This is a genomic window from Citrobacter freundii complex sp. 2024EL-00216 (assembly GCF_043945515.1).
GTDB classification, from domain to species: domain Bacteria; phylum Pseudomonadota; class Gammaproteobacteria; order Enterobacterales; family Enterobacteriaceae; genus Citrobacter; species Citrobacter portucalensis.
The window spans coordinates 271,094-297,409 of record NZ_JBIMRA010000007.1 but is presented as its reverse complement, the minus strand read 5'-3'; the positions used below and the strand labels follow the sequence as shown (position 1 = coordinate 297,409).

22 protein-coding genes are annotated in these 26,316 nt (G+C 52.2%); 18 read left to right on the top strand and 4 right to left on the bottom strand.

From position 1 onward, the window contains the following. Positions 1-148 precede the first annotated feature (148 nt). Both otsB and otsA read left to right on the top strand, forming a co-directional pair. On the top strand, positions 149-952 hold the full coding sequence (gene otsB, locus ACHHZ7_RS12180) for a trehalose-phosphatase (RefSeq protein WP_060683682.1): 804 nt from the start codon (positions 149-151) through the stop codon (positions 950-952). Further along, the gene (gene otsA, locus ACHHZ7_RS12175) at positions 927-2,348 is read left to right on the top strand and encodes an alpha,alpha-trehalose-phosphate synthase (protein WP_060683683.1); all 1,422 of its coding nucleotides are present in this window, start codon (positions 927-929) and stop codon (positions 2,346-2,348) included. Before otsB ends, otsA begins: the two co-directional genes overlap by 26 nt. 17 nt (positions 2,349-2,365) lie before the next feature. On the opposite strand, the gene uspC is transcribed toward otsA, so the two are convergent. Beyond that, positions 2,366-2,794, bottom strand: coding sequence for a universal stress protein UspC (uspC, locus tag ACHHZ7_RS12170; protein ID WP_008785072.1), 429 nt, complete (start codon positions 2,792-2,794; stop codon positions 2,366-2,368). 793 nt (positions 2,795-3,587) lie between these two features. Between uspC and flhD the strand changes: the two genes are divergently transcribed. From flhD to cheW, 6 genes are all read left to right on the top strand, one after another. Beyond that, complete coding sequence (gene flhD / locus ACHHZ7_RS12165) at positions 3,588-3,929, top strand: flagellar transcriptional regulator FlhD (RefSeq protein WP_003034622.1); 342 nt, start codon at positions 3,588-3,590, stop codon at positions 3,927-3,929. Beyond that, positions 3,926-4,510 (top strand): flagellar transcriptional regulator FlhC, encoded by a 585-nt coding sequence (gene flhC, locus ACHHZ7_RS12160; protein WP_008785071.1) that lies wholly within the window; start codon positions 3,926-3,928, stop codon positions 4,508-4,510. Before flhD ends, flhC begins: the two co-directional genes overlap by 4 nt. Before the next feature lie 124 nt (positions 4,511-4,634). Next, positions 4,635-5,522 (top strand): flagellar motor stator protein MotA, encoded by an 888-nt coding sequence (motA, locus tag ACHHZ7_RS12155; protein ID WP_003034628.1) that lies wholly within the window; start codon positions 4,635-4,637, stop codon positions 5,520-5,522. Next, positions 5,519-6,448 (top strand): flagellar motor protein MotB, encoded by a 930-nt coding sequence (gene motB / locus ACHHZ7_RS12150; protein WP_003034631.1) that lies wholly within the window; start codon positions 5,519-5,521, stop codon positions 6,446-6,448. Before motA ends, motB begins: the two co-directional genes overlap by 4 nt. A 4-nt stretch (positions 6,449-6,452) precedes the next feature. Then, complete coding sequence (cheA, locus tag ACHHZ7_RS12145) at positions 6,453-8,489, top strand: chemotaxis protein CheA (RefSeq protein WP_060683684.1); 2,037 nt, start codon at positions 6,453-6,455, stop codon at positions 8,487-8,489. Between the two features lie 20 nt (positions 8,490-8,509). Then, entirely contained in the window at positions 8,510-9,013 is a 504-nt protein-coding gene (gene cheW / locus ACHHZ7_RS12140) for a chemotaxis protein CheW (RefSeq protein WP_003034638.1), read from the top strand. A 76-nt stretch (positions 9,014-9,089) separates the two neighbouring features. On the opposite strand, the gene ACHHZ7_RS12135 is transcribed toward cheW, so the two are convergent. Continuing rightward, positions 9,090-10,349: a dicarboxylate/amino acid:cation symporter gene (locus ACHHZ7_RS12135; protein ID WP_003833882.1), complete on the bottom strand. Its 1,260-nt coding sequence runs from the start codon at positions 10,347-10,349 to the stop codon at positions 9,090-9,092. Between the two features lie 406 nt (positions 10,350-10,755). Between ACHHZ7_RS12135 and tar the strand changes: the two genes are divergently transcribed. From tar to ACHHZ7_RS12085, 10 genes are all read left to right on the top strand, one after another. Then, positions 10,756-12,411, top strand: coding sequence for a methyl-accepting chemotaxis protein II (gene tar, locus ACHHZ7_RS12130; RefSeq protein WP_003833879.1), 1,656 nt, complete (start codon positions 10,756-10,758; stop codon positions 12,409-12,411). A 43-nt stretch (positions 12,412-12,454) separates the two neighbouring features. After that, on the top strand, positions 12,455-14,056 hold the full coding sequence (tap, locus tag ACHHZ7_RS12125; RefSeq protein ID WP_048224218.1) for a methyl-accepting chemotaxis protein IV: 1,602 nt from the start codon (positions 12,455-12,457) through the stop codon (positions 14,054-14,056). Positions 14,057-14,075: 19 nt separating this feature from the next. After that, on the top strand, positions 14,076-14,948 hold the full coding sequence (gene cheR, locus ACHHZ7_RS12120) for a protein-glutamate O-methyltransferase CheR (RefSeq protein ID WP_060683686.1): 873 nt from the start codon (positions 14,076-14,078) through the stop codon (positions 14,946-14,948). Further along, positions 14,945-15,994: a chemotaxis response regulator protein-glutamate methylesterase gene (locus ACHHZ7_RS12115; RefSeq protein WP_003833872.1), complete on the top strand. Its 1,050-nt coding sequence runs from the start codon at positions 14,945-14,947 to the stop codon at positions 15,992-15,994. The genes cheR and ACHHZ7_RS12115 overlap by 4 nt, the downstream gene beginning before the upstream one ends. 17 nt (positions 15,995-16,011) lie before the next feature. Continuing rightward, complete coding sequence (gene cheY, locus ACHHZ7_RS12110) at positions 16,012-16,401, top strand: chemotaxis response regulator CheY (protein WP_003034656.1); 390 nt, start codon at positions 16,012-16,014, stop codon at positions 16,399-16,401. A gap of 10 nt (positions 16,402-16,411) precedes the next feature. Next, on the top strand, positions 16,412-17,056 hold the full coding sequence (gene cheZ / locus ACHHZ7_RS12105; protein ID WP_003034659.1) for a protein phosphatase CheZ: 645 nt from the start codon (positions 16,412-16,414) through the stop codon (positions 17,054-17,056). Positions 17,057-17,214: 158 nt separating this feature from the next. Then, entirely contained in the window at positions 17,215-18,366 is a 1,152-nt protein-coding gene (gene flhB / locus ACHHZ7_RS12100) for a flagellar biosynthesis protein FlhB (RefSeq protein ID WP_003833866.1), read from the top strand. After that, the gene (flhA, locus tag ACHHZ7_RS12095) at positions 18,359-20,437 is read left to right on the top strand and encodes a flagellar biosynthesis protein FlhA (RefSeq protein WP_003833865.1); all 2,079 of its coding nucleotides are present in this window, start codon (positions 18,359-18,361) and stop codon (positions 20,435-20,437) included. The genes flhB and flhA overlap by 8 nt, the downstream gene beginning before the upstream one ends. Then, a complete protein-coding gene (flhe, locus tag ACHHZ7_RS12090; protein ID WP_003833862.1) occupies positions 20,437-20,829 on the top strand; it encodes a flagellar protein FlhE in 393 nt (130 codons plus the stop codon). The genes flhA and flhe overlap by 1 nt, the downstream gene beginning before the upstream one ends. Before the next feature lie 306 nt (positions 20,830-21,135). Then, the gene (locus ACHHZ7_RS12085) at positions 21,136-22,275 is read left to right on the top strand and encodes a glycoside hydrolase family 105 protein (RefSeq protein ID WP_060683687.1); all 1,140 of its coding nucleotides are present in this window, start codon (positions 21,136-21,138) and stop codon (positions 22,273-22,275) included. Here the strand turns inward: ACHHZ7_RS12085 and mrdA are convergent. After that, entirely contained in the window at positions 22,247-24,184 is a 1,938-nt protein-coding gene (gene mrdA / locus ACHHZ7_RS12080) for a penicillin-binding protein 2 (RefSeq protein WP_192464124.1), read from the bottom strand. The two genes, ACHHZ7_RS12085 and mrdA, sit on opposite strands and share 29 nt — an antisense overlap. Positions 24,185-24,414: 230 nt before the next feature. After that, positions 24,415-26,148 (bottom strand): arginine--tRNA ligase, encoded by a 1,734-nt coding sequence (gene argS / locus ACHHZ7_RS12075; RefSeq protein WP_003833857.1) that lies wholly within the window; start codon positions 26,146-26,148, stop codon positions 24,415-24,417. Positions 26,149-26,316 lie beyond the last annotated feature (168 nt).

Here is a 26,316-nt window from a genome sequence, read left to right as displayed (position 1 = left end):
GCTTCTGCCCGTCGCCAGCCGCTACCCGGCTGGCGATTGTTTTTTCAAATGGCGAGCATGGTCACACTGTCTATACTTATATCCGTCATACATCATCTATACGCCGCGATCCGCGTGGCGTTCTGACCATGATGAGGAGGATAACCGGGTGACAGCATCACTGACTTTACCCCCTGAACAATCTGCAAACTGTGCTTACTTTTTTGATCTCGATGGGACACTTGCTGAGATTAAACCTTTTCCCGATCAGGTCGTTGTCCCTAAGACAATCCTGCAATGTCTACATCAGTTAGCGACGCAGAATGCGGATGCGCTGGCATTGATTTCAGGGCGCTCAATGGTTGAGCTTGACGCACTCACTACTCCGTTTCGTTTTCCGCTTGCCGGAGTACATGGGGCAGAACGCCGTGACATCAATGGTCAAACGCACATAGTAAACCTGCCTGAAGGTATCGAACGTGAAGCCGGGGCGTTATTACACGCAGCGTTGGTGACGTTACCGGGGGCAACACTTGAAACCAAAGGCATGGCCTTCGCGTTGCATTATCGCCAGGCACCCGAACACGAAGCGGCGCTGGTTACCCTGGCTGAGCGCATCACGCGCAAATGGCCGCAGCTTGCTCTGCAGCACGGAAAATGTGTCGTGGAAATAAAGCCTAAGGGCAGCAATAAAGGCGACGCGATAGCTGCATTTATGCAGGAAGCGCCTTTTGCTGGCCGGATCCCTGTGTTTTTCGGTGATGATCTGACAGATGAAACAGGGTTTGCTGTAGTTAACCGCGCTGGCGGTATTTCTGTAAAGGTAGGGAGCGGGCCGACGCAGGCAACATGGCGTCTGGATGGCGTCAGGGATGTCTGGCACTGGCTGGAGAAAAATAACTCTTCGCAGCAAGAACCGAAAGCAACGAATAACAGAAGAGGTGGCTATGAGTCGTTTAGTCGTAGTATCTAATCGTATCGCCTCACCAGATGACAAAGGGAGCGCGGGTGGGCTCGCGGTCGGTGTACTGGGCGCGTTAAAAGCTGCTGGTGGTTTATGGTTTGGCTGGAGTGGTGATACAGGTAATGAGGATAAACCGTTAAAAAAGGTCACCCGTGGCAATATCACCTGGGCCTCGTTTAATTTGAGTGAGCAAGATTACGAAGAGTATTACTGCCAGTTTTCAAATGCGGTTTTATGGCCCGCGTTTCACTATCGACTGGATTTAGTTCAGTTTCAGCGCTCTGCCTGGGAAGGCTACCAACGGGTTAATGCCTTACTGGTAGATAAACTTCTGCCGTTGCTTGGCGATGACGACATTATTTGGGTTCATGATTACCATCTGTTGCCGTTTGCCTGCGAGTTACGTAAGCGTGGCGTGCGTAATCGCATCGGTTTTTTCCTGCATATTCCTTTTCCGACGCCGGAAATTTTTAATGCGCTCCCGCCGCATCTGGCGCTACTTGAGCAAATGTGTGATTTTGATTTGCTTGGTTTCCAGACCGAAAACGATCGCCAGGCTTTTCTGGACTGTCTCGCAGCCCAGACTCGGGTGTCCACGCATAAAGATAAGCACCACCAGGCATGGGGAAAAGCGTTTCGCACTCAGGTTTATCCCATCGGTATTGAACCGGATGAGATTGCTCGACAGGCGTCCGGTCCGCTGCCACCAAAATTGGCACAGCTAAAAGCGGAGCTTAAAAATGTGCAGAATATTTTCTCCGTGGAGCGTCTGGATTACTCCAAAGGCTTGCCGGAGCGCTTTCAGGCCTATGAGGCCTTACTGGAACATTATCCGCAGCACCACGGTAAAATTCGCTATACGCAGATAGCACCGACCTCGCGTGAAGAGGTGCAGGCCTATCAGGATATTCGCCACCAACTGGAAACAGAGGCAGGGCGAATCAACGGCAAATATGGGCAACTGGGCTGGACGCCGCTTTACTATCTGAACCAGTATTTTGATCGTAAATTGCTGATGAAGATCTTCCGCTACTCTGATGTAGGGTTGGTGACCCCGTTGCGCGATGGTATGAACCTGGTGGCGAAAGAGTTTGTGGCCGCACAGGATCCTGCTAACCCTGGCGTGCTGGTTTTATCGCAATTTGCCGGGGCGGCGAACGAGCTAACCTCCGCCCTTATTGTTAATCCTTATGACCGGGATGAAGTGGCAGGCGCATTAAACCAGGCGCTGACGATGCCACTTACCGAACGTATCTCGCGCCACGCTGAAATGCTTGAGACTATCGTTAAAAACGATATCGACAACTGGCAGGCGACGTTCATTTGCGATCTTAAAACGGTCACGCCGCGTCGGAGTCAATGCCAACTGCCAGACAATATCTCTTCCTGTTCTAAACTCGCATGAAGTCGTGGCACTGTGGATTAATCTCCAGCTAGCGGAACCAGAAGAACGTCCACCTGGCTGGTATGAATCACGCTTTTCGCTGAACAGGATGCGCGCGAAAAAAAACTGTGGTTATGGTTGCCGTAAATGACCAGATCAACGGCGTGTTTGCGGCATACATCCAGGATATGTTCATTCAGAGCCCCATAGGTAATAAAGGTATGTTCAATGGGGTATTCTGCTTCTTTGCTAAGTTTGTCGATAAAATCCTGAGTCTCTTCTTGCATCACTTCACGCAGGTCTTCCAGCATGGGGGCAGCAAACTGGTTATACAGTTCGGGGTCTGAGACCAGTGTAATCAGGCTAATTCGGGCGTTGACAGGGCGAGCGATAGAAACCGCCTTGTCTAACAACTGCTGACTTTCAGGGGTGGCGGCAACAGCAACAAGAATGTGCGAATAGCTCATAACTCGCTCCTTTTTTTCAAGAATTATGAGAGGGCTTTTCAGCTTTACTCAGCTTACCCCATACTGCAACGTTTCCCACCTCGATAGTGTGAATGTCATCATGATTATTCATTAATTATTCTTATAAATAGAATAATCTATTCATATTAGTTGCAGATATGTTCAGGTTACTTAAGTGAAACCCACTGCTAATGAAAACAATGTGTTAATAAAAATTAAACATATATTAACATTTGCAAGGTCGTCACATCGCGGTATTAATTAATCACTCTAAATATTTAACTTATTGTTTCTAAAGAATTTAATTAAAAAAGTTTTTTGAGTTAAATATGTGATCCAGCTCGCTATTTCACGGCGTGATATTAACGGATGTGAACAAAATACTATTCGGTTTTATTGCAAGAATATTCGTACATCAGGAATTGAAATAGATGATTGCGGATTAAAAAATAAGCAAAGTAAAAGCTGCGCTGATGGATTTATGTTAAGTGTTTGGCTGGTTTATGTGATCTTGATCACATATTCTTTAAATTCGCAGCATACCTCCGTTGTATGTGTAACTGACGGCGGGTAGAGTTGCGTCGAATTAGGAAAAATCTTAGACATTTGTAAGAATTGATGTGAGCTTGTAAGGGACGCTGCCTTCTTAAAAGGGAATGTTTAGACAACGCGTAAGTGTCGTCACGCTGCTATGTATTTGACCTTTTGCTTTTTTTTACCGGGCCTTCCCGGCGACATCACGGGGTGCGGTTTTACCGCATGAAAACAATGTTGGTTATTATGGATGCAAATAATGCATACATCCGAGTTGCTGAAACACATCTATGACATCAATTTGTCATATTTATTGCTTGCACAGCGTTTGATCGTTCAGGACAAAGCATCTGCGATGTTTCGCCTTGGTATCAGCGAGGAAATGGCGGACACGTTGGCAACATTAACACTTCCTCAAATGGTCAAACTGGCCGAAACAAACCAACTGGTATGTCATTTCCGTTTCGACGATCACCAGACTGTTACTCGCCTGACGCAAGACTCCCGCGTTGACGATCTTCAGCAAATTCATACTGGTATCATGCTTTCAACACGCCTGTTAAGCGACATCGATGATGCAGCACGTAAGAAAAGGGCTTGATGATGAGCGAAAAAAGCATTGTTCAGGAAGCTCGTGATATCCAGTTAGCAATGGAATTAATCACATTGGGCGCCCGTTTGCAAATGCTGGAAAGCGAAACGCAATTAAGCCGTGGTCGATTAATCAAGCTGTACAAAGAATTACGCGGTAGTCCTCCGCCAAAAGGGATGCTCCCGTTTTCCACCGACTGGTTTATGACGTGGGAACAAAATATTCATGCGTCGATGTTTTGCAATGCATGGCAATTCCTGCTCAAAACGGGTCTCTGTAGCGGCGTGGATGCCGTGATCAAGGCGTATCGGTTATATCTTGAGCAGTGTCCGCAGCCTGAAGAAGGGCCATTGTTGGCGTTAACCCGCGCGTGGACGCTGGTGCGATTTGTCGACAGCGGATTGCTGGAGTTGTCCCAATGCAATTGCTGCGGTGGGAATTTTATCACCCACGCACACCAACCCGCAGGCAGCTTTGCCTGTAGTTTATGCCAACCGCCATCACGGGCCGTAAAAAGACGTAAACTTTCCCAGAATGCTGCCGATATTATTCCACAACTGCTGGATGAACAGATCGAACAGGCTGTTTAACTGATACGGTGTGGATGAACACTCCAGCAGCGGTAAGCGATTACCGCTGCTTTTTTTTGTCCTGACCTTACGTTAATTGCCCGACTGCGCATCCTGTCATAGTCAATTGCGAAAGGATGATGTCGTGCTTATCTTATTAGGTTACCTGGTTGTTATTGGTACAGTTTTCGGCGGTTACATGATGACCGGCGGACACCTTGGGGCACTCTATCAACCGGCTGAGCTGGTGATTATCGGTGGTGCGGGTATTGGGGCATTCATCGTCGGCAATAACGGGAAAGCCATCAAAGGGACGATGAAAGCGATCCCGTTGCTTTTCCGTCGTTCGAAATACACCAAAGCGATGTATATGGATCTGCTGGCGCTCTTGTATCGCCTGATGGCCAAGTCACGTCAACAGGGCATGTTCTCGCTTGAACGCGACATCGAAAACCCAAAAGAAAGTGAAATCTTCGCCAGCTATCCGCGCATTCTTGCGGATGCCGTGATGCTTGATTTTATTGTCGATTATCTGCGACTGATCATCAGCGGCAACATGAATACGTTTGAGATTGAAGCGCTGATGGACGAAGAAATTGAGACTCATGAGAGCGAAGCCGAAGTTCCGGCGAATAGCCTGGCGATGGTTGGCGACTCGCTACCGGCATTCGGGATCGTCGCGGCCGTTATGGGTGTTGTGCATGCGCTGGCTTCTGCCGACCGCCCGGCAGCAGAGCTGGGTGCGTTGATTGCGCATGCGATGGTGGGAACATTCCTCGGTATTTTGCTGGCCTATGGATTTATTTCTCCGCTTGCCAGCGTTCTGCGCCAGAAAAGCGCTGAAACAACCAAAATGATGCAGTGCGTGAAGATAACGCTGCTCTCCAATCTGAATGGTTACGCGCCGCCGATTGCCGTTGAATTTGGTCGTAAGACACTGTACTCCAGCGAACGTCCTTCGTTTATCGAACTGGAAGAACATGTTCGTGCGGTGAGAAATCCAACTGCGCAACAGACGACCGAGGACGCATGAAAAATCAGGCCCATCCCATTATCGTTGTAAAGCGACGCAAACATAAGAATCACGGTGGTGGGGCGCATGGCTCGTGGAAAATCGCCTACGCCGATTTTATGACCGCGATGATGGCCTTCTTTCTGGTGATGTGGCTCATTTCTATTTCCAGCCCTAAAGAATTGATCCAGATTGCCGAATATTTCCGTACACCGCTGGCCACCGCAGTGACCGGGGGAAATCGTATTTCGAATAGCCAAAGCCCGATTCCAGGCGGAGGGGATGATTACACCCAGCAGCAGGGCGAGGTGAACAAGCAGCCGAATATTGATGACCTGAGAAAACGTATGGAACAGAGCCGCTTGAGCAAACTTCGCGGCGATCTCGATCAACTGATTGAATCCGATCCCAAACTGCGAGCGCTGCGTCCGCATTTAAAGATTGATTTGGTTCAGGAAGGGCTGCGGATACAGATTATCGACAGTCAGAATCGCCCGATGTTTAAGACCGGTAGCGCTGAAGTTGAGCCGTACATGCGCGATATCCTGCGCGCGATTGCTCCAGTGCTCAACGGGATCCCTAACCGGATCAGTCTTTCCGGTCACACGGATGATTACCCTTACGCGAATGGTGAGAAAGGGTACAGCAACTGGGAATTGTCTGCCGATCGCGCAAATGCATCGCGTCGCGAGCTGGTTAGCGGGGGTCTGGATGATGGAAAAGTATTACGTGTGGTAGGTATGGCCGCCACGATGCGTCTGAGCGATCGCGGTCCTGAAGACGCTATCAACCGCCGTATTAGCCTGCTGGTTCTCAATAAGCAGGCAGAAGAGGCCATTTTGCATGAAAACGCTGAAAGCCAGAATGAGCCGGTAAGTGTCTTACAACGGCCAGCGGAACTCCCGCCGGTAAGCGTTCCCACATCGCCACCAGCCAATCCGAGGTGATAGCGTGAGCATGGATATTAGCGATTTTTATCAGACATTTTTTGATGAAGCTGACGAACTGTTGGCTGATATGGAGCAACACCTGCTTGATTTGGTTCCTGAAGCCCCGGATTCCGAACAGCTGAATGCCATTTTTCGTGCAGCGCACTCGATTAAAGGCGGGGCGGGCACCTTCGGCTTTACCATTTTGCAGGAAACGACCCATCTGATGGAAAACCTGCTGGATGAAGCGCGGCGTGGCGAGATGCAGCTCAATGCCGACATTATCAACCTGTTTTTGGAAACGAAAGATATTATGCAGGAACAGCTCGACGCCTATAAAAGCTCAGTGGAGCCTGATGCCGACAGTTTTGAGTACATCTGCCAAGCGTTACGGCAGTTAGCGCTCGAAGCGAAAGGTGAAACCGCACCGGCAGTTGTTAACACAGCAAAACTTAGCGTTGTTGACAGCACCGCGATGCAGGAAGAGGCGGTTGCAAAGCCTGAACCCGCCAGTGAAGAGAGCAAAAAACGCATTACTCTCTCGCGTCTGAAAGCCAGCGAAGTGGATTTACTGGAAGAGGAATTGGGGAATCTGGCGACCTTAACCGATGTGGTAAAAGGAAGCGACACGTTATCAGCAACGCTTGATGGCAACCTGGCAGAAGATGACATCATCGCGGTGCTTTGCTTTGTCATTGAAGCTGACCAAATTGAATTCGAAACCGTCAGCGCAGCGCCTGTGGTAGTTGAAGCTGAAGAGGTAGCTGTTGTCACTGAGCCGCAGCCGGTTGCTGTGGCACCTGCGGTGAAAGCTACCGCCAGTGAAGCACCACATAGCCGCGCGGAACGTGAAAAACCCGCCCGCGCCAGCGAGTCGACCAGTATCCGCGTAGCGGTTGAAAAGGTTGATCAGCTTATTAACCTGGTTGGCGAGTTGGTGATCACGCAGTCGATGCTGGCCCAGCGCTCTAACGAACTGGATCCTGTCAATCATGGCGATCTCATCACCAGTATGGGTCAGTTACAACGTAACGCCCGCGATTTGCAAGAGTCGGTGATGTCGATTCGTATGATGCCAATGGAGTACGTGTTCAGCCGTTTCCCTCGTCTGGTGCGCGATCTGGCCGGTAAGCTGGGTAAACAGGTCGAGCTGACGCAGGTAGGTAGTTCAACCGAACTCGATAAGAGCCTGATTGAACGCATCATCGATCCGTTGACGCACCTGGTGCGTAACAGCCTCGACCATGGTATCGAACTGCCGGAAAAACGCCTTGAATCCGGCAAAAGCCCAATCGGCAATCTGACGCTTTCCGCAGAGCATCAGGGCGGGAATATTTGTATTGAAGTGACCGATGATGGCGCTGGCCTGAACCGCGAACGTATCCTGGCTAAAGCTGTCTCTCAGGGCATGCCGATCCACGAAAACATGAGCGATGACGAAGTGGGTATGCTGATCTTCGCGCCAGGCTTTTCGACCGCCGAACAGGTGACGGATGTTTCCGGACGCGGCGTGGGTATGGATGTGGTGAAGCGAAATATCCAGGAGATGGGCGGCCATGTTGAGATCCAGTCTAAACAGGGACAGGGGACCACTATTCGCATTCTACTGCCGCTGACGCTGGCGATCCTCGACGGGATGTCCGTGCGTGTGGCCGATGAGGTCTTCATTCTGCCACTGAATGCCGTTATGGAATCGCTGCAACCGCGCGAAGAAGATCTCCATCCGCTGGCCGGAGGAGAGCGCGTTCTGGAAGTGCGTGGCGAATATTTACCACTGGTTGAGTTGTGGAAAGTCTTTGAGGTTGAAGGCGCTAAAACTGAAGCGACTCAGGGCATTGTGGTCATTTTACAAAGTGCAGGGCGTCGCTATGCGCTGCTGGTCGATCAGTTAATTGGCCAACACCAGGTAGTGGTCAAAAACCTGGAAAGCAACTACCGCAAAGTGCCAGGTATTTCTGCTGCAACGATCCTCGGCGACGGCAGCGTCGCGCTGATTGTCGATGTCTCTGCATTGCAGGGGTTAAACCGCGAACAACGTGTGGCGATCACAGCCGCCTGATTGAGTGAGAAGGGAATTATATGACCGGTATGAGTAATGTAACTAAACTGGCCGGCGAACCGTCAGGTCAGGAATTCCTCGTGTTTACGCTGGGGGATGAAGAGTACGGTATCGATATCCTGAAAGTGCAGGAAATCCGTGGTTATGATCAGGTGACGCGCATCGCTAACACGCCTGCGTTTATCAAAGGCGTCACAAACCTGCGTGGTGTGATTGTGCCTATCGTCGACCTGCGCGTGAAATTTAGCCAGAGCGATGTGGATTACAACGAAAACACCGTGGTGATTGTGCTTAATCTGGGTCAGCGGGTGGTTGGAATTGTGGTAGATGGCGTCTCGGATGTGCTGTCGCTGACAACGGATCAAATCCGTCCGGCACCGGAATTTGCGGTCACGCTGTCGACGGAATATTTGACGGGATTGGGTGCGCTGGGTGACCGGATGCTGATTCTGGTCAACATTGAGAAACTGCTGAACAGCGAAGAAATGGCGCTGCTGGATATTGCCGCTTCCCACGTCGCATAATCGCCATAACTCATCCGGCCTACAATGATTGCTGTTGCAGGCCGGATTAGCGTAGCGCATCCGGCAGATTTCCCTCTTACGCTTCCCGCTCAACCAGCTCCGGTTCTTCTTCCAGTAAACCTTCATCCTGCGCCAGCATCGCCGTTGCAATCCCGTTACCTAATACGTTGATTGCTGAACGTCCCATATCCAGGAAGTGGTCAATTCCCATCAGTAACAGGATCCCGGCGACCGGAATGTTAAAGCTCGGGATGGTTGCAGCCAGCACTACCAGTGCTGAACGCGGCACACCGGCAATCCCTTTGGACGCCAGCATCAGCGTCAGCATCAGGACGGTGATTTCTGCGAAGGAGAGGTGGATGTTATAGGCCTGCGCGATAAACATGGAGGCAAATGAACAATAGACCATGGAACCGACCAGGTTAAACGAATAACCGATAGGCAGCACGAATGACACGATGTTGGGTGAGCAGCCAAATTTAGTTAATTGCTCCAGCGTTTTCGGATAAGCGGCCTCAGAGCTGCTGGTGGTGAATGCGACCAAAACCGGGTCTTTCAGCATGCTCACCAGGCGAAATACCTCTTTTTTCAGCATGACATAACCCACAGCCAGCAGAACCAGGCAGGTCAGCAAAATCGCCACATAGTAGCCGCCGATAAACGACGCATAGTTAAGCAAGATCCCCAGCCCCTGGGTGGAGATGACGGAAGAGATGGCGGCAAAAATAGCCAGCGGCGCAACGTACATCACGTAGCCGGTCACTTTCAGCATAATGTGGGAAACCACATCCAGCGCGGCAACCAGTGGAGCGTTAAATTTCTCTCCGAGCGATGCGCCACCAATACCGAAGAACATTGAGAACACCACAATTTGCAGGATCTCATTATTAGCCATCGCTTCGGCGATGCTGGTTGGAATGGTATGCGTCAGAAAACCTTTCAGGCTCATGCCGCCTACGGCCAGGCCGGTGTCGGTGGCTTCCAGCGGGATCGCCAGGTTCAGCCCGCTGCCGGGTTGCTCAAGGGAAACCACAAACAGACCGACCAGGATAGACAATATAGAAGAGCTGATAAACCAGATCATCGCTTTGCCGCCCACGCGACCGATGGTGGACGTTTCTCCCAGGCGCATAATACCAACGGTCAGTGTGCTGAATACTAAAGGCGCGATCACCATTTTAATCAGGCGTAAAAAGATGTCGGTAAGAAGCGTAATGTTATCGGCCCAGGCGGTCACGACGCCGGGGGAGGCATAAGAGTGGATCACCGCACCCGACAGGATCCCCGCCAGCATGAAGATCACGATAAACAACGTGAGTTTGTTTGCATTTGCCACTAAAAAGCCCTCAGTAAGGATTTAACATTTATTGATCGGTTACTCATTTTTTATACTTATTAAGTGGTAACGAGGTATTCATCATATAAATTGGATTAAAGCGTAAGCGGATACAACTTTTTTTAATTTTTTATCCGTTTTGTTGTGGTATTTACGATGTGTATGTGTGATCTCAATCACATAAAAATGCGTATTTCGGCCATTCTGACCGTGCTCACCGATGAAAACAAATGTTATTTACATGATAATTATGGTGTTTTTATGTGAATGATTTGTGGTTGCTGCACACCCGTTTTATCTTCCCCTCGCCAGGCTTCACATCCCTTCAGGATTTCCTTTTCGCAAACGTAAAGTTATCTCAGCGAGTGCCGATAACGTTGATAACTCGTTTTCAGGAAGGTGCCTTATGTTTAACCGTATCCGCGTTGTCACAATGCTGATGATGGTGCTGGGGGTTTTCGCACTGCTACAGCTTGTTTCCGGTGGTCTGTTGTTTTCTTCATTGCAGCAGAATCAGCAAAGTTTTGTTATTTCTAACGATCTTCGACAGCAGCAAAGTGAACTCACCTCAACATGGGATCTGATGCTGCAGACACGAATCAATTTAAGCCGTTCTTCTGCGCGCATGATGATGGATGCGTCTAACCAGCAAAGCAGCGCAAAAAACGATCTGCTGAAGAATGCGAAAGCATCGCTGGCGCAGGCTGAAACGCATTACGCAAAATTTAAAAACATCACACCGTTGCCGGAAATGGCAGAAGCCAGCGGCAACGTCGAGGAAAAATATCAGCAGTACCATGCGGCCCTGGCAGAACTGGTTCAGTTTCTGGAAAGCGGCAATATGGACGCCTACTTCGCGCAGCCTACGCAGGGAATGCAAAACGCGCTCGGCGAGGCGCTGGGCAAGTACGCCAGCGTTAGCGAAAAGCTTTACGTCCAGGCATTTGATCAAAGCGCACGGGATTACCATTTCGCCCAATGGCAGCTCGGCGTGCTGGCCGTGGTGCTGGTGCTGATTCTGGTGGTGGTCTGGTATGGCATCCGTCATACCCTGCTTAATCCTCTGTCCCGTGTCATTGCCCATATCCGGGAAATCGCCAGCGGTAACCTGACCGCAACTCTCGCCGTTAGTGGCCGTAACGAAATCGGCGAGTTGGCCAGTACGGTTGATCATATGCAGCGCTCGCTGACGGAAACCGTCACTCTGGTGCGTGAAGGCTCTGATGCGATTTATTCCGGTACCAGCGAAATTGCCAGCGGAAACACTGACCTTTCATCTCGTACGGAACAGCAGGCGTCTGCACTGGAAGAGACCGCAGCCAGCATGGAACAGCTGACCGCAACTGTGAAGCAAAACGCGGACAACGCGCGTCAGGCCTCGCAACTGGCAAAAAGCGCGTCCGATACCGCGCAGCATGGCGGCAAAGTGGTTGATAGCGTGGTGAACACCATGCACGAAATCGCCGATAGCTCGAAGAAAATCGCCGACATCATCAGCGTCATCGATGGTATTGCCTTTCAGACCAACATTCTCGCACTGAACGCGGCGGTTGAAGCAGCGCGTGCCGGTGAGCAAGGCCGCGGCTTTGCCGTGGTGGCGGGTGAAGTGCGTAATCTGGCAAGCCGCAGTGCGCAGGCGGCGAAAGAGATTAAGGCATTGATTGAAGATTCCGTTTCCCGGGTTGATACCGGTTCCGTACTGGTAGAAAGCGCCGGCGAAACAATGAACGATATCGTCAATGCCGTGACGCGGGTGACCGACATTATGGGCGAGATTGCCTCGGCATCTGACGAGCAAAGCCGGGGGATTGATCAGGTTGCGCTCGCGGTCTCTGAAATGGATCGTGTTACGCAGCAGAACGCCTCTTTGGTACAGGAGTCAGCTGCCGCAGCGGCCGCTCTTGAAGAACAGGCCAGTCGCTTAACGCAGTCGGTATCGACTTTCCGTCTTGCGTCACGTCCGGCCTCGACAAAACCACGCGATACACGATTACCAGCAGCCCCGAGCGCATCCTATCCGCGCCAGAGCATTGAACAAGATACGAATTGGGAAACATTTTGACTGATAGTTAAACCGCGGCCAGTGCCGCCCGATGGGAGCGTTGATGTTTAATCGTATTCGAATTTCGACCACGCTGTTTTTGATTTTAATCCTCTGCGGTGTTTTGCAGATTGGCAGTAATGGCTTGTCCTTCTGGGCATTTCGGGACGGTTTTCAGAACCTGAATCAGGTCGAACGGAGTAATCAGCAACGCGCTGCGCTGGCCCAAACCCGCGCTGTGTTATTACAGGCCAGTACGGCCCTTAATAAGGCAGGGACGCTGACCGCCCTGAGCTATCCGCCAGAGGACATCAAAACGCTGATGACCCTCGCGCGCGACAGCCTGGCGCAGTCTGAATTGATGTTTAAACGCTTTATGGCGACGTCGGATTCGACGGAACAAGGCAAGGCGCTGTTAGGCGCAACTGAGAAAAATTTCAACCAGTGGCATAGCGCTCTCGCGCATCAGGCCACCTGGCTTGAAAACAATCAGTTGTCAGATTTTCTGACCGCGCCGGTGCAGGCGGCTCAGGATGCTTTTGATGCGAATGTGAATGCGTGGCAGAGCAACATCGACAGCGTGTTGCAAACGGCGGGAGAGCAGAGTCAGCGTAATTACCATATGTCGGGGGTGATTTTCGCCACCATGGTGGTACTGGCGGCACTGCTCACCAGCGGTGCGCTGTTCTGGTCGCGCAAGATGATCGTTCAGCCGCTGGCGATTATTGGCAGCCATTTCGACAGTATTGCCGCGGGGAACCTGGCACGACCGGTAGCGGTTTATGGGCGCAATGAGATCTCGGCCATTTTTGCCAGCCTGCAGAAGATGCAAAAGGCGTTACGCGAAACGGTCAGTGACGTTCGTCAGGGCAGCTCAGCCATGCATAGCGGTATTTCAGAAATTGCGATGGGCAATAACGATTTATCTTCGCGAACCGAACAGCAAGCGGCCGCTCTGGCGCAAACGGCGGCCAGCATGGAGCAACTGACCGCCACCGTCGGCCAGAACGCTGATAACGCACGCCAGGCGTCAGGAATCGCCAAAAGTGCGGCAGACACAGCGCATAAAGGTGGCGAGCAGACGTCCCGGGTCGCCAGCACCATGCATGAGATTTCTGCCAGCTCGCAGAAAATCGGCGACATCATCGGCGTGATTGACAGCATTGCCTTCCAGACCAATATCCTGGCGTTGAATGCCGCGGTAGAGGCTGCCAGGGCGGGGGAGCAAGGGCGTGGTTTTGCCGTCGTCGCTGGTGAGGTGCGTAATCTGGCAAGCCGTAGCGCACAGGCGGCGAAAGAAATTAAGGGACTGATTGAGGAATCTGTCACCCGGGTGCATCAGGGCTCGCAGCTGGTGGATATGGCGTCGCGCACTATGACGGAAATAGTCAGTTCGGTGACCCGGGTTAACGACATCATGGGCGAGATTGCCTCGGCATCCGATGAACAGCGCAGAGGCATTGAGCAGGTGGCGCAGGCCGTCAGCCAGATGGACTCCGTGACGCAGCAAAACGCCGGTCTGGTGGAAGAAGCCGCATCCGCCGCCGGACAACTTGCCACGCAGGCCGATCATCTTTCTGCTTGTGTCGCATTTTTTAAACTTGAAGAGCAAACCGTAGCAAAACAAGAGTTGGCGCAGCCTCAGGTTGCGCCCGTTGTATCCTGAATGTGATTGAGAAGGCGCTATGACATCATCTCTGCCCCCCGGGCAAACGTCATTATTGTTACAGATGACACAGCGCCTCGCGCTGTCTGACGCGCATTTTCGTCGGATATGTCAATTAATCTACCAGCGTGCGGGGATCGTACTGGCCGACCATAAGCGGGACATGGTTTATAACCGCCTGGTTCGTCGTCTGCGTACCCTGGGGCTGGATGACTTTGGTCGCTATCTCAGCATGCTGGAAGCTAACCAGAACAGTGCTGAGTGGCAGGCTTTTATTAACTCCCTGACTACCAACCTGACCGCATTTTTTCGCGAAGGGCATCATTTTCCGGTGCTGTCAGATCACGCTCGTCGGCGCAGCGGTGAATACCGCGTCTGGAGCGCGGCGGCGTCAACCGGAGAAGAACCCTACAGCATTGCGATTACGCTTGCCGATACCTTAGGTATGGCACCGGGCCGCTGGCGCGTTTTTGCCAGCGACATTGATACCGAAGTGCTGGAAAAGGCCAGAAACGGCATTTACCGCCTCGATGAGCTAAAGACGCTGTCACCCCAGCAGTTGCAGCGTTATTTCATGCGCGGCACCGGGCCGCATGAAGGACTGGTACGCGTTAGGCAGGAACTGGCAGGTCATGTTGAATTTTCCAGCGTGAACTTACTGGATAAGCAGTACAACGTGCCTGGCCCTTTTGATGCCATATTTTGTCGTAACGTGATGATCTATTTCGATAAAACGACACAACAGGACATTTTGCACCGTTTTGTTCCACTTCTTAAACCTGACGGGCTGCTGTTTGCAGGTCATTCAGAAAACTTTAGCAACCTTGTGCGCGAGTTTAGCCTGCGTGGACAGACCGTGTATGCGCATGCGCCAGGTAAGGATAAAGCATGAGTAAAATCAGGGTGTTGTCGGTAGATGATTCTGCATTGATGCGTCAAATCATGACCGAAATTATTAACAGCCACAGTGATATGGAAATGGTGGCGACGGCGCCGGATCCGTTGGTCGCCCGGGATTTAATCAAAAAATACAATCCCGACGTCCTGACGCTGGACGTGGAAATGCCGCGCATGGACGGCCTCGACTTCCTGGAGAAGTTGATGCGCCTGCGTCCAATGCCTGTGGTGATGGTTTCTTCACTGACCGGCAAAGGTTCAGAGGTCACGCTGCGGGCCTTGGAACTGGGGGCGATTGATTTTGTCACCAAACCGCAACTGGGGATCCGCGAAGGGATGCTGGCATATAGCGAGATGATTGCCGAAAAGATCCGCACCGCATCGCGCGCAAAACTGGCGGCCCATAAGCCCATGGCGGCACCGACGACCTTGAAAGCAGGGCCGTTACTCAGTTCGGAAAAGCTGCTGGTGATTGGGGCGTCAACCGGAGGAACAGAGGCAATTCGCCATGTACTCCAGCCATTGCCGCTTTCAAGCCCCGGTATTCTTATTACCCAGCATATGCCGCCAGGGTTTACCCGTTCGTTCGCCGAACGTCTGAACAAACTGTGCCAGATAACCGTGAAAGAGGCAGAAGACGGAGAGCGCGTACTCCCGGGGCATGCGTATATCGCGCCGGGCGACAAGCATATGGAACTGGCGCGCAGTGGCGCGAACTATCAAATCAAAATTCATGACGGTCCGCCGGTTAATCGGCATCGGCCCTCAGTGGATGTGCTGTTCCATTCGGTGGCGAAACATGCGGGGCGCAATGCCGTCGGGGTGATCCTGACCGGTATGGGCAACGATGGCGCAGCCGGAATGTTAGCGATGAATCAGGCGGGAGCCTGGACCATTGCGCAAAACGAAGCAAGTTGTGTGGTGTTCGGCATGCCGCGCGAGGCCATCAATATGGGTGGCGTAAGCGAAGTGGTCGATCTTAGCCAGGTGAGCCAGCAAATGCTGGTGAAAATTAGTGCCGGACAGGCAATACGTATTTGAATCAGGAGTTTATTTTTATGGCGGATAAAGAGCTTAAGTTTTTGGTTGTGGATGACTTTTCCACCATGCGTCGCATCGTGCGTAACCTGCTTAAAGAGCTGGGATTCAACAATGTTGAAGAGGCTGAAGACGGCGTGGATGCGCTGAACAAGCTGCAGGCTGGGGGATTCGGTTTTGTTATTTCTGACTGGAACATGCCGAACATGGATGGACTGGAACTGCTGAAAACCATCCGTGCCGATGGCGGGATGGCTTCTCTGCCGGTGCTGATGGTCACGGCAGAAGCGAAAAAAGAGAACATCATTGCGGCAGCACAGGCAGGTGCCAGTGGCTATGTCGTGAAACCGTTCACGGCGGCGACGCTGGAAGAAAAACTGAATAAAATCTTTGAGAAACTGGGCATGTGAGGGTGTGATGATGATGCAACCACAAATTAAACCTGCTGACGAACACTCTGCAGGGGACATCATCGCGCGCATCGGCAGTTTGACCCGAATGCTGCGCGACAGCCTGCGTGAACTGGGGCTGGATCAGGCCATTGCCGAAGCGGCAGAAGCGATTCCTGATGCCCGCGATCGTCTCGATTACGTTGTACAGATGACCGCGCAGGCGGCGGAGCGTGCGCTAAACAGCGTAGAAGCTTCGCAGCCGCATCAGGACGCGATGGAAAAAGGGGCCAAAGACCTGACTAAACGCTGGGATGAATGGTTCGAAAATCCGATCGAACTGTCCGATGCTCGTGAACTGGTCACCGATACCCGTCAGTTCCTTGGTGATGTGCCTGGACATACCAGCTTTACCAATGCCCAGTTGCTGGACATCATGATGGCGCAGGATTTCCAGGATCTCACCGGTCAGGTCATCAAGCGCATGATGGATGTTATCCAGGAGATTGAACGTCAGCTGCTGATGGTTCTGTTGGAAAACATTCCGGAACAGGGCGCACGTCCAAAACGTGAAAACGAAAGCTTGCTTAACGGCCCGCAGGTTGACGCCTCGAAAGCCGGCGTAGTAGCAAGTCAGGATCAGGTTGACGACCTGCTGGATAGCCTCGGGTTCTGATGCGTATTTGCCGGATGTGAGGCGTGGGCCTCTCATCCGGCTTACGCGCAATTCTGCTTAAAGCCATAAATCCCGTCTTTTTTACCGCTTACTCTTCCCATTGCTGGATAGCTGTTCTGGCATCATTCTCGCCTATATCTCTATCCAGGGTCTGATGCGTGGCAGAAGAAAGCGACGACGACAAAACAGAAGCCCCCACACCCCACCGACTTGAAAAAGCGCGGGAAGAAGGGCAGATCCCCCGCTCCAAAGAGCTGACCTCACTGCTTATTTTGCTGGTGGGTGTGTGCATTATCTGGATCGGTGGGGAGTCGCTTGCCCGCAGGCTGGCTGGCATGCTGTCGGCCGGATTACGTTTTGACCACAGTATGGTTAACGACCCTAATCTGATCCTCAGCCAAATCATCCTGCTGATTAAAGACGCGATGATTGCGCTGTTGCCGTTGATTACCGGCGTCGTTCTGGTGGCTTTAATTTCCCCGGTGATGCTTGGCGGCTTGATTTTCAGCGGTAAATCCCTGCAACCCAAATTCTCTAAGCTGAATCCGCTGCCGGGCATTAAGCGCATGTTTTCCGCGCAAACCGGCGCAGAACTGCTCAAAGCGATACTGAAGTCCACGTTAGTGGGAAGCGTGGCCGGATTTTATCTCTGGCATAACTGGCCAGCGATGATGCGTCTGATGGCGGAGTCACCGATTACGGCGATGGGCAACGCCCTGGATTTAGTCGGTATGTGTGCACTTCTGGTGGTACTTGGCGTCATTCCGATGGTGGGGTTCGACGTCTTTTTCCAGATCTATAGCCATGTGAAAAAGCTACGTATGTCGCGTCAGGATATCCGCGATGAATTTAAGCAAAGCGAAGGTGACCCGCACGTTAAAGGCAAAATACGTCAAATGCAGCGCGCGGCCGCTCAGCGTCGCATGATGGCGGATGTGCCGAAAGCAGACGTTATTGTCACTAACCCTACGCACTACTCAGTGGCGTTGAAGTATGACGAGAACAAAATGAGTGCGCCGAAAGTTGTTGCGAAAGGGGCCGGGCTGGTTGCGTTGCGCATTCGTGAAATTGGCGCAGAGCACCGTGTCCCGACATTAGAAGCGCCGCCACTGGCGCGTGCACTCTATCGCCATGCTGAGATTGGTCAGCAAATACCGGGGCAATTATACGCCGCCGTTGCTGAAGTACTGGCATGGGTATGGCAGCTAAAACGCTGGCGTCTGGCTGGCGGCAAGCGTCCACCACAACCTGAAAACCTTCCGGTGCCAGAAGCACTGGATTTTATGAACGAGAAGAATACTGATGGCTAATCTGGTCGCGATGCTGCGTCTGCCCAGCAACCTGAAATCCACGCAATGGCAAATCCTTGCCGGACCGATCCTCATCCTGCTGATTCTGTCGATGATGGTGCTGCCGCTGCCGGCTTTCGTCCTCGATTTGCTGTTCACATTTAACATTGCGCTGTCGATCATGGTGCTGCTGGTGGCGATGTTCACCCAGCGTACACTGGAGTTTGCCGCATTCCCGACGATTTTGCTGTTTACCACATTATTACGTCTGGCCCTGAACGTCGCGTCTACCCGTATCATCTTAATGGAAGGACACACCGGCGCGGCGGCGGCGGGGAAGGTGGTTGAAGCCTTCGGCCACTTCCTGGTGGGCGGTAACTTCGCGATCGGCATCGTGGTCTTCGTGATTCTCGTCATCATTAACTTTATGGTAATCACCAAAGGTGCAGGGCGTATCGCCGAGGTTGGCGCGCGCTTCGTGCTGGATGGCATGCCCGGCAAGCAGATGGCGATTGATGCGGATTTGAATGCCGGTCTGATTGGCGAAGATGAAGCTAAAAAACGACGCTCGGAAGTGACCCAGGAAGCGGATTTTTACGGCTCAATGGACGGTGCGAGTAAATTCGTCCGTGGAGATGCCATCGCTGGTATTTTGATCATGGTAATCAACGTGGTCGGCGGTCTGTTAGTTGGGGTGTTGCAGCATGGTATGAGCATGGGCAGCGCTGCGGAAAGTTATACCCTGCTGACCATCGGTGACGGGCTGGTGGCACAAATTCCTGCGCTGGTTATCTCTACCGCGGCGGGTGTTATCGTGACCCGCGTGAGTACCGACCAGGACGTAGGCGAACAGATGGTGACCCAACTGTTCAGCAACCCCAGCGTCATGTTGCTCAGTGCGGCGGTACTTGGACTTTTGGGTCTGGTTCCGGGCATGCCGAACCTGGTGTTTCTGATGTTTACTGCCGCATTGTTGGCTCTGGCATGGTGGATGCGCGGTCGTGAGCAAAAAGCGCCAGATGAACCGCAGCCGGTGAAAATGCCGGAAAACAACTCCGTGGTGGAAGCCACATGGAACGACGTGCAGTTGGAAGATTCGCTGGGCATGGAGGTAGGTTACCGCCTGATCCCAATGGTGGACTTTCAACAGGATGGCGAGTTGCTGGGGCGAATTCGCAGTATTCGTAAGAAATTTGCCCAGGATATGGGCTTCCTGCCGCCGGTGGTACACATTCGAGACAATATGGATCTGCAGCCAGCCCGCTATCGAATTTTGATGAAAGGGGTAGAAATTGGCAGCGGTGACGCCTATCCGGGACGCTGGCTGGCCATTAACCCGGGTACTGCCGCCGGGTCGCTGCCGGGTGAGAAAACGGTCGATCCGGCGTTCGGACTGGACGCTATCTGGATTGAAAGCGCATTGAAGGAACAGGCGCAGATTCAGGGCTTTACGGTGGTTGAAGCCAGTACTGTTGTCGCTACGCATCTAAACCACCTGATTGGGCAGTTCGCCGCTGAGCTGTTTGGCCGTCAGGAAGCGCAGCAGTTACTGGATCGAGTGTCGCAGGAGATGCCAAAGCTGACGGAAGATCTGGTGCCGGGCGTTGTGACGCTCACCACGCTGCATAAAGTGCTGCAGAACTTGCTGGATGAGAAAGTACCGATTCGCGATATGCGCACCATTCTTGAAACGCTGGCGGAACATGCGCCGTTGCAAAACGATCCGCATGAGCTTACCGCGGTCGTCCGTGTTGCGTTAGGACGTGCCATCACTCAGCAGTGGTTCCCGGGTAATGAAGAGGTTCAGGTTATCGGTCTTGATACTCCGCTCGAGCGTTTGCTGCTGCAAGCGCTGCAGGGGGGCGGCGGTCTGGAGCCTGGGCTTGCAGACCGACTGCTGGCCCAGACTCAGGAAGCGCTGTCCCGGCAGGAAATGTTGGGCGCGCCGCCGGTCTTGCTGGTTAATCACGCGTTACGTCCGTTACTGGCGCGGTTTTTACGCCGCAGCATCCCGCAGTTGGTGGTGTTATCGAATATGGAGCTTTCCGATAACCGCCATATCCGCATGACGGCGACCATTGGAGGTAAATAATGCGTAAGTTACTGTGGTTGTTGTTTTTTCCTCTGGTGGCGCAGGCCGCCGGAGAAGGGGCCTGGCAGGCAAGTGGCATGGGGATCACCTTAAATCACCGTGGCCAGTCAGCCTCGTCTGATCCTTTGGTTCCCAGCCAGCCGGTCTCAGGCTTGATGACGCTGGTGGCCTGGCGCTATGAGCTGAATGGCCCAACGCCCGCAGGTTTGCGGGTGCGTTTATGTTCTCAGTCCCGTTGTGTCGAACTGGACGGGCAAAGTGGGACCACCAACGGGTTCAATAACGTTCCGGCCATTGAACCGATGCATTTTGTCTGGGAGGTCCCCGGCGGTGGTCGCCTGATCCCCGCGTTACGCATTCAGAGCAATCAGGTGATTGTGAACTACCGTTAACACCCTCCGTCATTCAGACCAGCAGTTGAAACTGCTGGTTGCTTCAACATTCCAGTCTCTCATTCAATTAAATAGAAACGCCGTTTTATAAAATAAGTGACGTACGTTGCCGGACTCTTTGTATTCTTGCCATTTCACGAATCCTTCTGGCAGAAATAGAAAGGTTTCACTTCCTGTTAGCTTTTACTGTGACCCTATAAGGATGCCCATTGTCAAAGCGAGGATTGCGGGGCCTCCAAAAAAGCTGCTGCGCCGTAACAGGGGCAGGTCACAGCATTGAATCCGACATTGACAGAGGTTTAGTAAATGATTGTTTACCCGGTTAAACATAGCCCGTTATTGCGCCAGCCAGAACATTTTATTGCCAGGGATGAATTAAAAACGCTGATCAAAAAGGTGACGCATAACCTGGTCAATATTCATGACGAAACCGGCGAGTTCTTGCTGCGTCTGGACGATGGACGCGTAATTGATACTAAAGGCTGGGCGGGATGGGAGTGGACACACGGCGTCGGCCTGTACGGGATGTATCAGTACTATCTGCAAACCGGCGATGAAACGATGCGCGATATCATCGATAGCTGGTTTGCCGATCGCTTTGCTGAAGGTGCAACCACTAAAAACGTGAACACCATGGCGCCATTTTTAACGTTGGCGTATCGCTATGAAGAGACGCGTAATCCAGCGTATCTGCCGTGGCTCGACAGCTGGGCTGAGTGGGCAATGCATGAGATGCCGCGTACCGAATTTGGTGGTATGCAACACATCACGCTGGCGGAAGAAAACCATCAACAGATGTGGGATGACACGCTGATGATGACGGTTTTACCGCTGGCGAAGATTGGCAAGCTACTCAATCGCCCGGACTACATCGAAGAGGCAACGTATCAGTTCCTGGTGCACGTGCAAAACCTGATGGATAAAGAAACGGGGCTGTGGTTCCACGGCTGGAGCTATGAAGGAAATCATAACTTTGCTAATGCCCGCTGGGCGCGTGGCAACAGTTGGTTAACTATCGTGATCCCGGACTTCCTCGAATTACTTGATTTACCGGAAAACAATGCTGTTCACCGCTATCTGGTACAGGTCCTGAACGCGCAAATCGCGGCGCTGGCGAAATGCCAGGATGAAAGTGGGTTGTGGCATACCTTGCTGGACGACCCGCAGTCGTATCTGGAAGCATCGGCAACTGCCGGATTTGCCTATGGGATCCTCAAAGCAGTACGTAAACGCTATGTTGGGCAAGAGTATGCGTCGGTAGCCGAAAAAGCCATTCGCGGCATTGTGCAGCATATTTCACCGGAAGGTGAACTGCTGCACACCTCGTTTGGTACCGGGATGGGACACAATCTCGATTTCTACCGCAACATCCCTCGGACCTCCATGCCTTACGGACAGGCGATGGCGATGCTGTGCCTTACCGAATACTTGCGAAAGTATTTTTGATATCGGTATTCGATGGCGATACCGCTATCGGTCCTGATTGTTCAGTCGTCACTGTTTGTACCGTATTGTCCTGCGGGGCAAACAGATGATCCATGATTTGACGCATAACCGGCGCGGCGGTGACACCATCGCTGCCGCCGTTTTCCAGAATTAACGCCACCGCGACCTTCGGGCTCTTATAAGGTGCAAATGCGGTATAGAACACGTGGTCGCGCAAGCGGACAGGGATCATCTTCGCATTGTAGGTCTGATTTTCTTTCAGGCTAAAGACCTGCGAGGTGCCGCTTTTTGCCGCAATGCCGTAAGGCGCGGTGTGAAAGAACTTATAACCTGTACCATTTGGTTCATTCGCCATGCCGAACATCGCCTGACGCACCAGTCCCCAGTAGGGCGATGAGGCTGAGGCGATTTGTGACGGTACTTCTGGAGCCTGATACGGCGTGATGGTTTTGCCGCTCTCTTCATCGAGCAGCAGGTGAGGGACGATAACCTTGCCGTTGTTAATCAGTGCGACCATGGCTTTTACCATCTGGATAGGTGTGGCAATCCAGTAGCCCTGACCGATGCCAACTGAAATAGTGTCCCCCTGATACCAGGCTTTTTTGTGCACTTTTTGCTTCCATTCGCGGCTCGGGAGCAGGCCGTTATACTCCTCATCAAGATCGATGCCGGTCGGTTTACCGTAACCAAACTGGCTGAGCATGCTGTTAATCCGGTCGATCCCCATCATATACGCCACCTGATAGAAGAACGTATCGGCAGACTCTTCTATCGCTTTGGTGACATCCAGCATACCGTGGCCCGTTTTTTTCCAGTCACGGTAATGTCGCTCGGTGCCGGGTAGCGTCCAGGTAGGGGCGCCGAAGAAACTGATCTGCGGCGTGATTACCCCGTTCAGTAATGCCGACATCGCCATATACGGTTTGACCGTTGAAGCGGGAGGGTACAATCCCTGCGTGACGCGGTTGATTAATGGCAGGTCTTTATCCTGGAGTAGCTTGTTATAGTCCTGATAGCTGATGCCTTTGACAAACGGATTAGGGTCATAGCTGGAGTTTGAGACCATCGCCAGTACGGAACCGTCGTGTGGATCTTCAACCAAAACGGCGGCACGCTGGCCAGCCAACAAGCTCTCAATGTATTGCTGTAAATGTAAATCCAGCGTCAGATGGATATCTTTTCCGGCAACGGGCGGCACATCTTTGATCAGGCGTACGATGCGTCCGTGGTTATCTACTTCCACCTCCTGATAACCGGTTTTTCCATGCAGTTCGTTTTCGTAATAGCGCTCAATACCTTGCTTACCGATGTTGTGATCGGCGGCGTAGTTCTCCGCCAGACCCTTTTGATCCAGTGCTTTCAGGTCGTTGTCATTGATTTTTGAAACATAACCCAGGACATGCGCCAGCGCCGCACCATAGGGATACTGGCGGTCTTCGTAACTATTGATGTTGACGCCGCTAAAATGAAACTGGTTTACTGAGAAACGGGCGATTTCGACATCGGTTAGCGCATTTTTTAGCACCACAGGACGATAGCGGCTGCTGGCTTTCAGCTCATGGCGAAACTGGTCTATGTCATCAGGTGTGAGGTCAACGATCGGCGTGAGCTGCTGGAGTAACGCATTCATATCGCTGATTTTATACGGCGTAACGGAAATATCGTACCAGGTAACGTTGCGCACCAGCGGGATGCCGTTGCGATCGTAAATCATGCCACGCGTTGGGGCGACGGGCAGCATTTTGATGTCGTTTGCATTCGACCGGGTGGTGTAATACTGGTGCTGGCAGATTTGTAAGTTATACAGATTGTAAATCAGGATGCCAAAACAGATTACTACCAGGCCAAAGGCCACCAATACACGCCGCTGGAAGAGCTTTTCTTCCGCCTCAAAATCTCTGAATGTCATTGACCCGTACCCGATTAATTCGCCGCCTAATGATACGGAGGCTTAGACGGGATGACAGGCAAAAGATGTTCCATATCTCTAGGGAAATGTGTCATTCCTTGTGGGTTGTTACAAATTACAGTAAGCGTAGCCGTTTCTTGTCGACCTGATTGCGCTGCCTACGAGGGCGGTCATTCGGGGAAATAAAAAAGCCCGCGACATAGCGCGGGCTTTCACATTAGTTGAGGTGATTACATACGTTCTACGGTTTCGATACCCAGTGTATCCAGACCCAGCTTCAGGGTTTTCGCCGTCAGCTGTGCCAGCTTCAGTCGGCTGTTACGAATCTCTTCGTTTTCAGCGCTGAGAATAGGGCAGTGCTCATAGAAGCCGGAGAACAGACCAGCAACGTCGTACAGGTAAGCACACATCACGTGTGGCGTACCTTCACGCGCAACGACGGTCAGCGTTTCTTCAAACTGCAGCAGACGCGCCGCCAGTTGAGCCTCACGATCTTCGCTGATAACGACCTGCGCATTTGCCAGCGCGCTTTCGTCGATATCTGCTTTACGGAACACGGACAGTACGCGGGTATAAGCGTACTGCATATATGGCGCGGTGTTACCTTCGAACGCCAGCATGTTGTCCCAGTCGAAGATGTAGTCGGTGGTACGGTTTTTGGACAGATCCGCATATTTCACTGCGCCGATACCGACCGCATTTGCCAGTTTTTCCAGTTCGTCGGCAGGCATGTCCGGGTTCTTCTCCGCGACCAGACGACGTGCGCGCTCCAGCGCTTCATCCAGCAGATCGGCCAGTTTAACCGTGCCGCCCGCGCGGGTTTTGAAGGGTTTACCGTCTTTGCCCAGCATCATACCGAACATGTGGTGTTCCAGCGGCACTGAATCCGGCACATAACCGGCTTTACGTACGATGGTCCAGGCCTGCATTAAGTGCTGATGCTGGCGAGAGTCGATGTAATAAAGAACGCGATCGGCATGCAGGGTTTCGTAACGATACTTGGCGCAGGCGATGTCGGTTGTGGTGTAGAGATAGCCGCCATCTTTCTTCTGAATGATAACGCCCATCGGTTCGCCTTCCTTGTTCTTATACTCATCAAGGAATACGACGGTAGCGCCTTCGCTTTCAACAGCCAGGCCTTTCGCCTTCAGATCGGCGACGATGCCAGGTAGCATCGGGTTGTACAGGCTTTCGCCCATGACGTCGTCACGGGTCAGGGTAACGTTGAGGCGATCGTAGGTTAACTGGTTCTGCGACATGGTAATGTCGACCAGTTTGCGCCACATCTCGCGGAAGTATTCGTCACCGCCTTGCAGTTTTACGACATAACTACGGGCGCGTTCCGCGAAGGCTTCATCTTCGTCGTAATGTTTTTTCGCATCACGGTAGAAACCTTCCAGGTCAGCCAGCGCCATCTCTCCGGCATTTTCCTGCTGCTGTTTTTCCAGCCATGCGATGAGCATACCGAACTGAGTACCCCAGTCGCCGACGTGGTTAGCGCGAATAACGTTGTGACCGAGGAACTCCAGCGTACGCACCGCCGCGTCACCGATGATGGTGGAACGCAGGTGACCAACGTGCATCTCTTTCGCTACGTTAGGCGCGGAGTAGTCAACCACGACGGTTTGTTTAGCCGGTTGAGTGACGCCCAGACGATCGGAAGCCAGCGCCTGCTGAACGTGCTGCGCCAGAAATGCCGGATCGAGAAAAATATTGATAAAGCCCGGGCCTGCAATTTCAACTTTGCTGGCAATCCCGTTGAGATCCAGATGAGTCAGCACCTGCTCAGCCAGTTGTCGCGGCGCCATACCCAGTTTTTTAGCGACAGCCATCATGCCGTTAGCTTGATAGTCGCCGAACTGTACTTTTGCTGACTGACGAACCTGCGGTTCGCAATCTGCAGGCGCGCCTGCAGCAATCATGGCCTGACTGACTTTTTCTGAGAGAAGAGCCTGAATATTCACCGGAATACCTTACATTTATGAAGCGGCCTAAAATTCACCGCACCAGTTTAAGAATTAAGGGCGGGAGTATACTGCAAATGCCCGTTGCCGTCAGCATTGTGTGTACCGCCAGTAGCCTGAAATATAAACAATGCAATGGCGTAAATTTATTCATGATGTGTTCGAAGA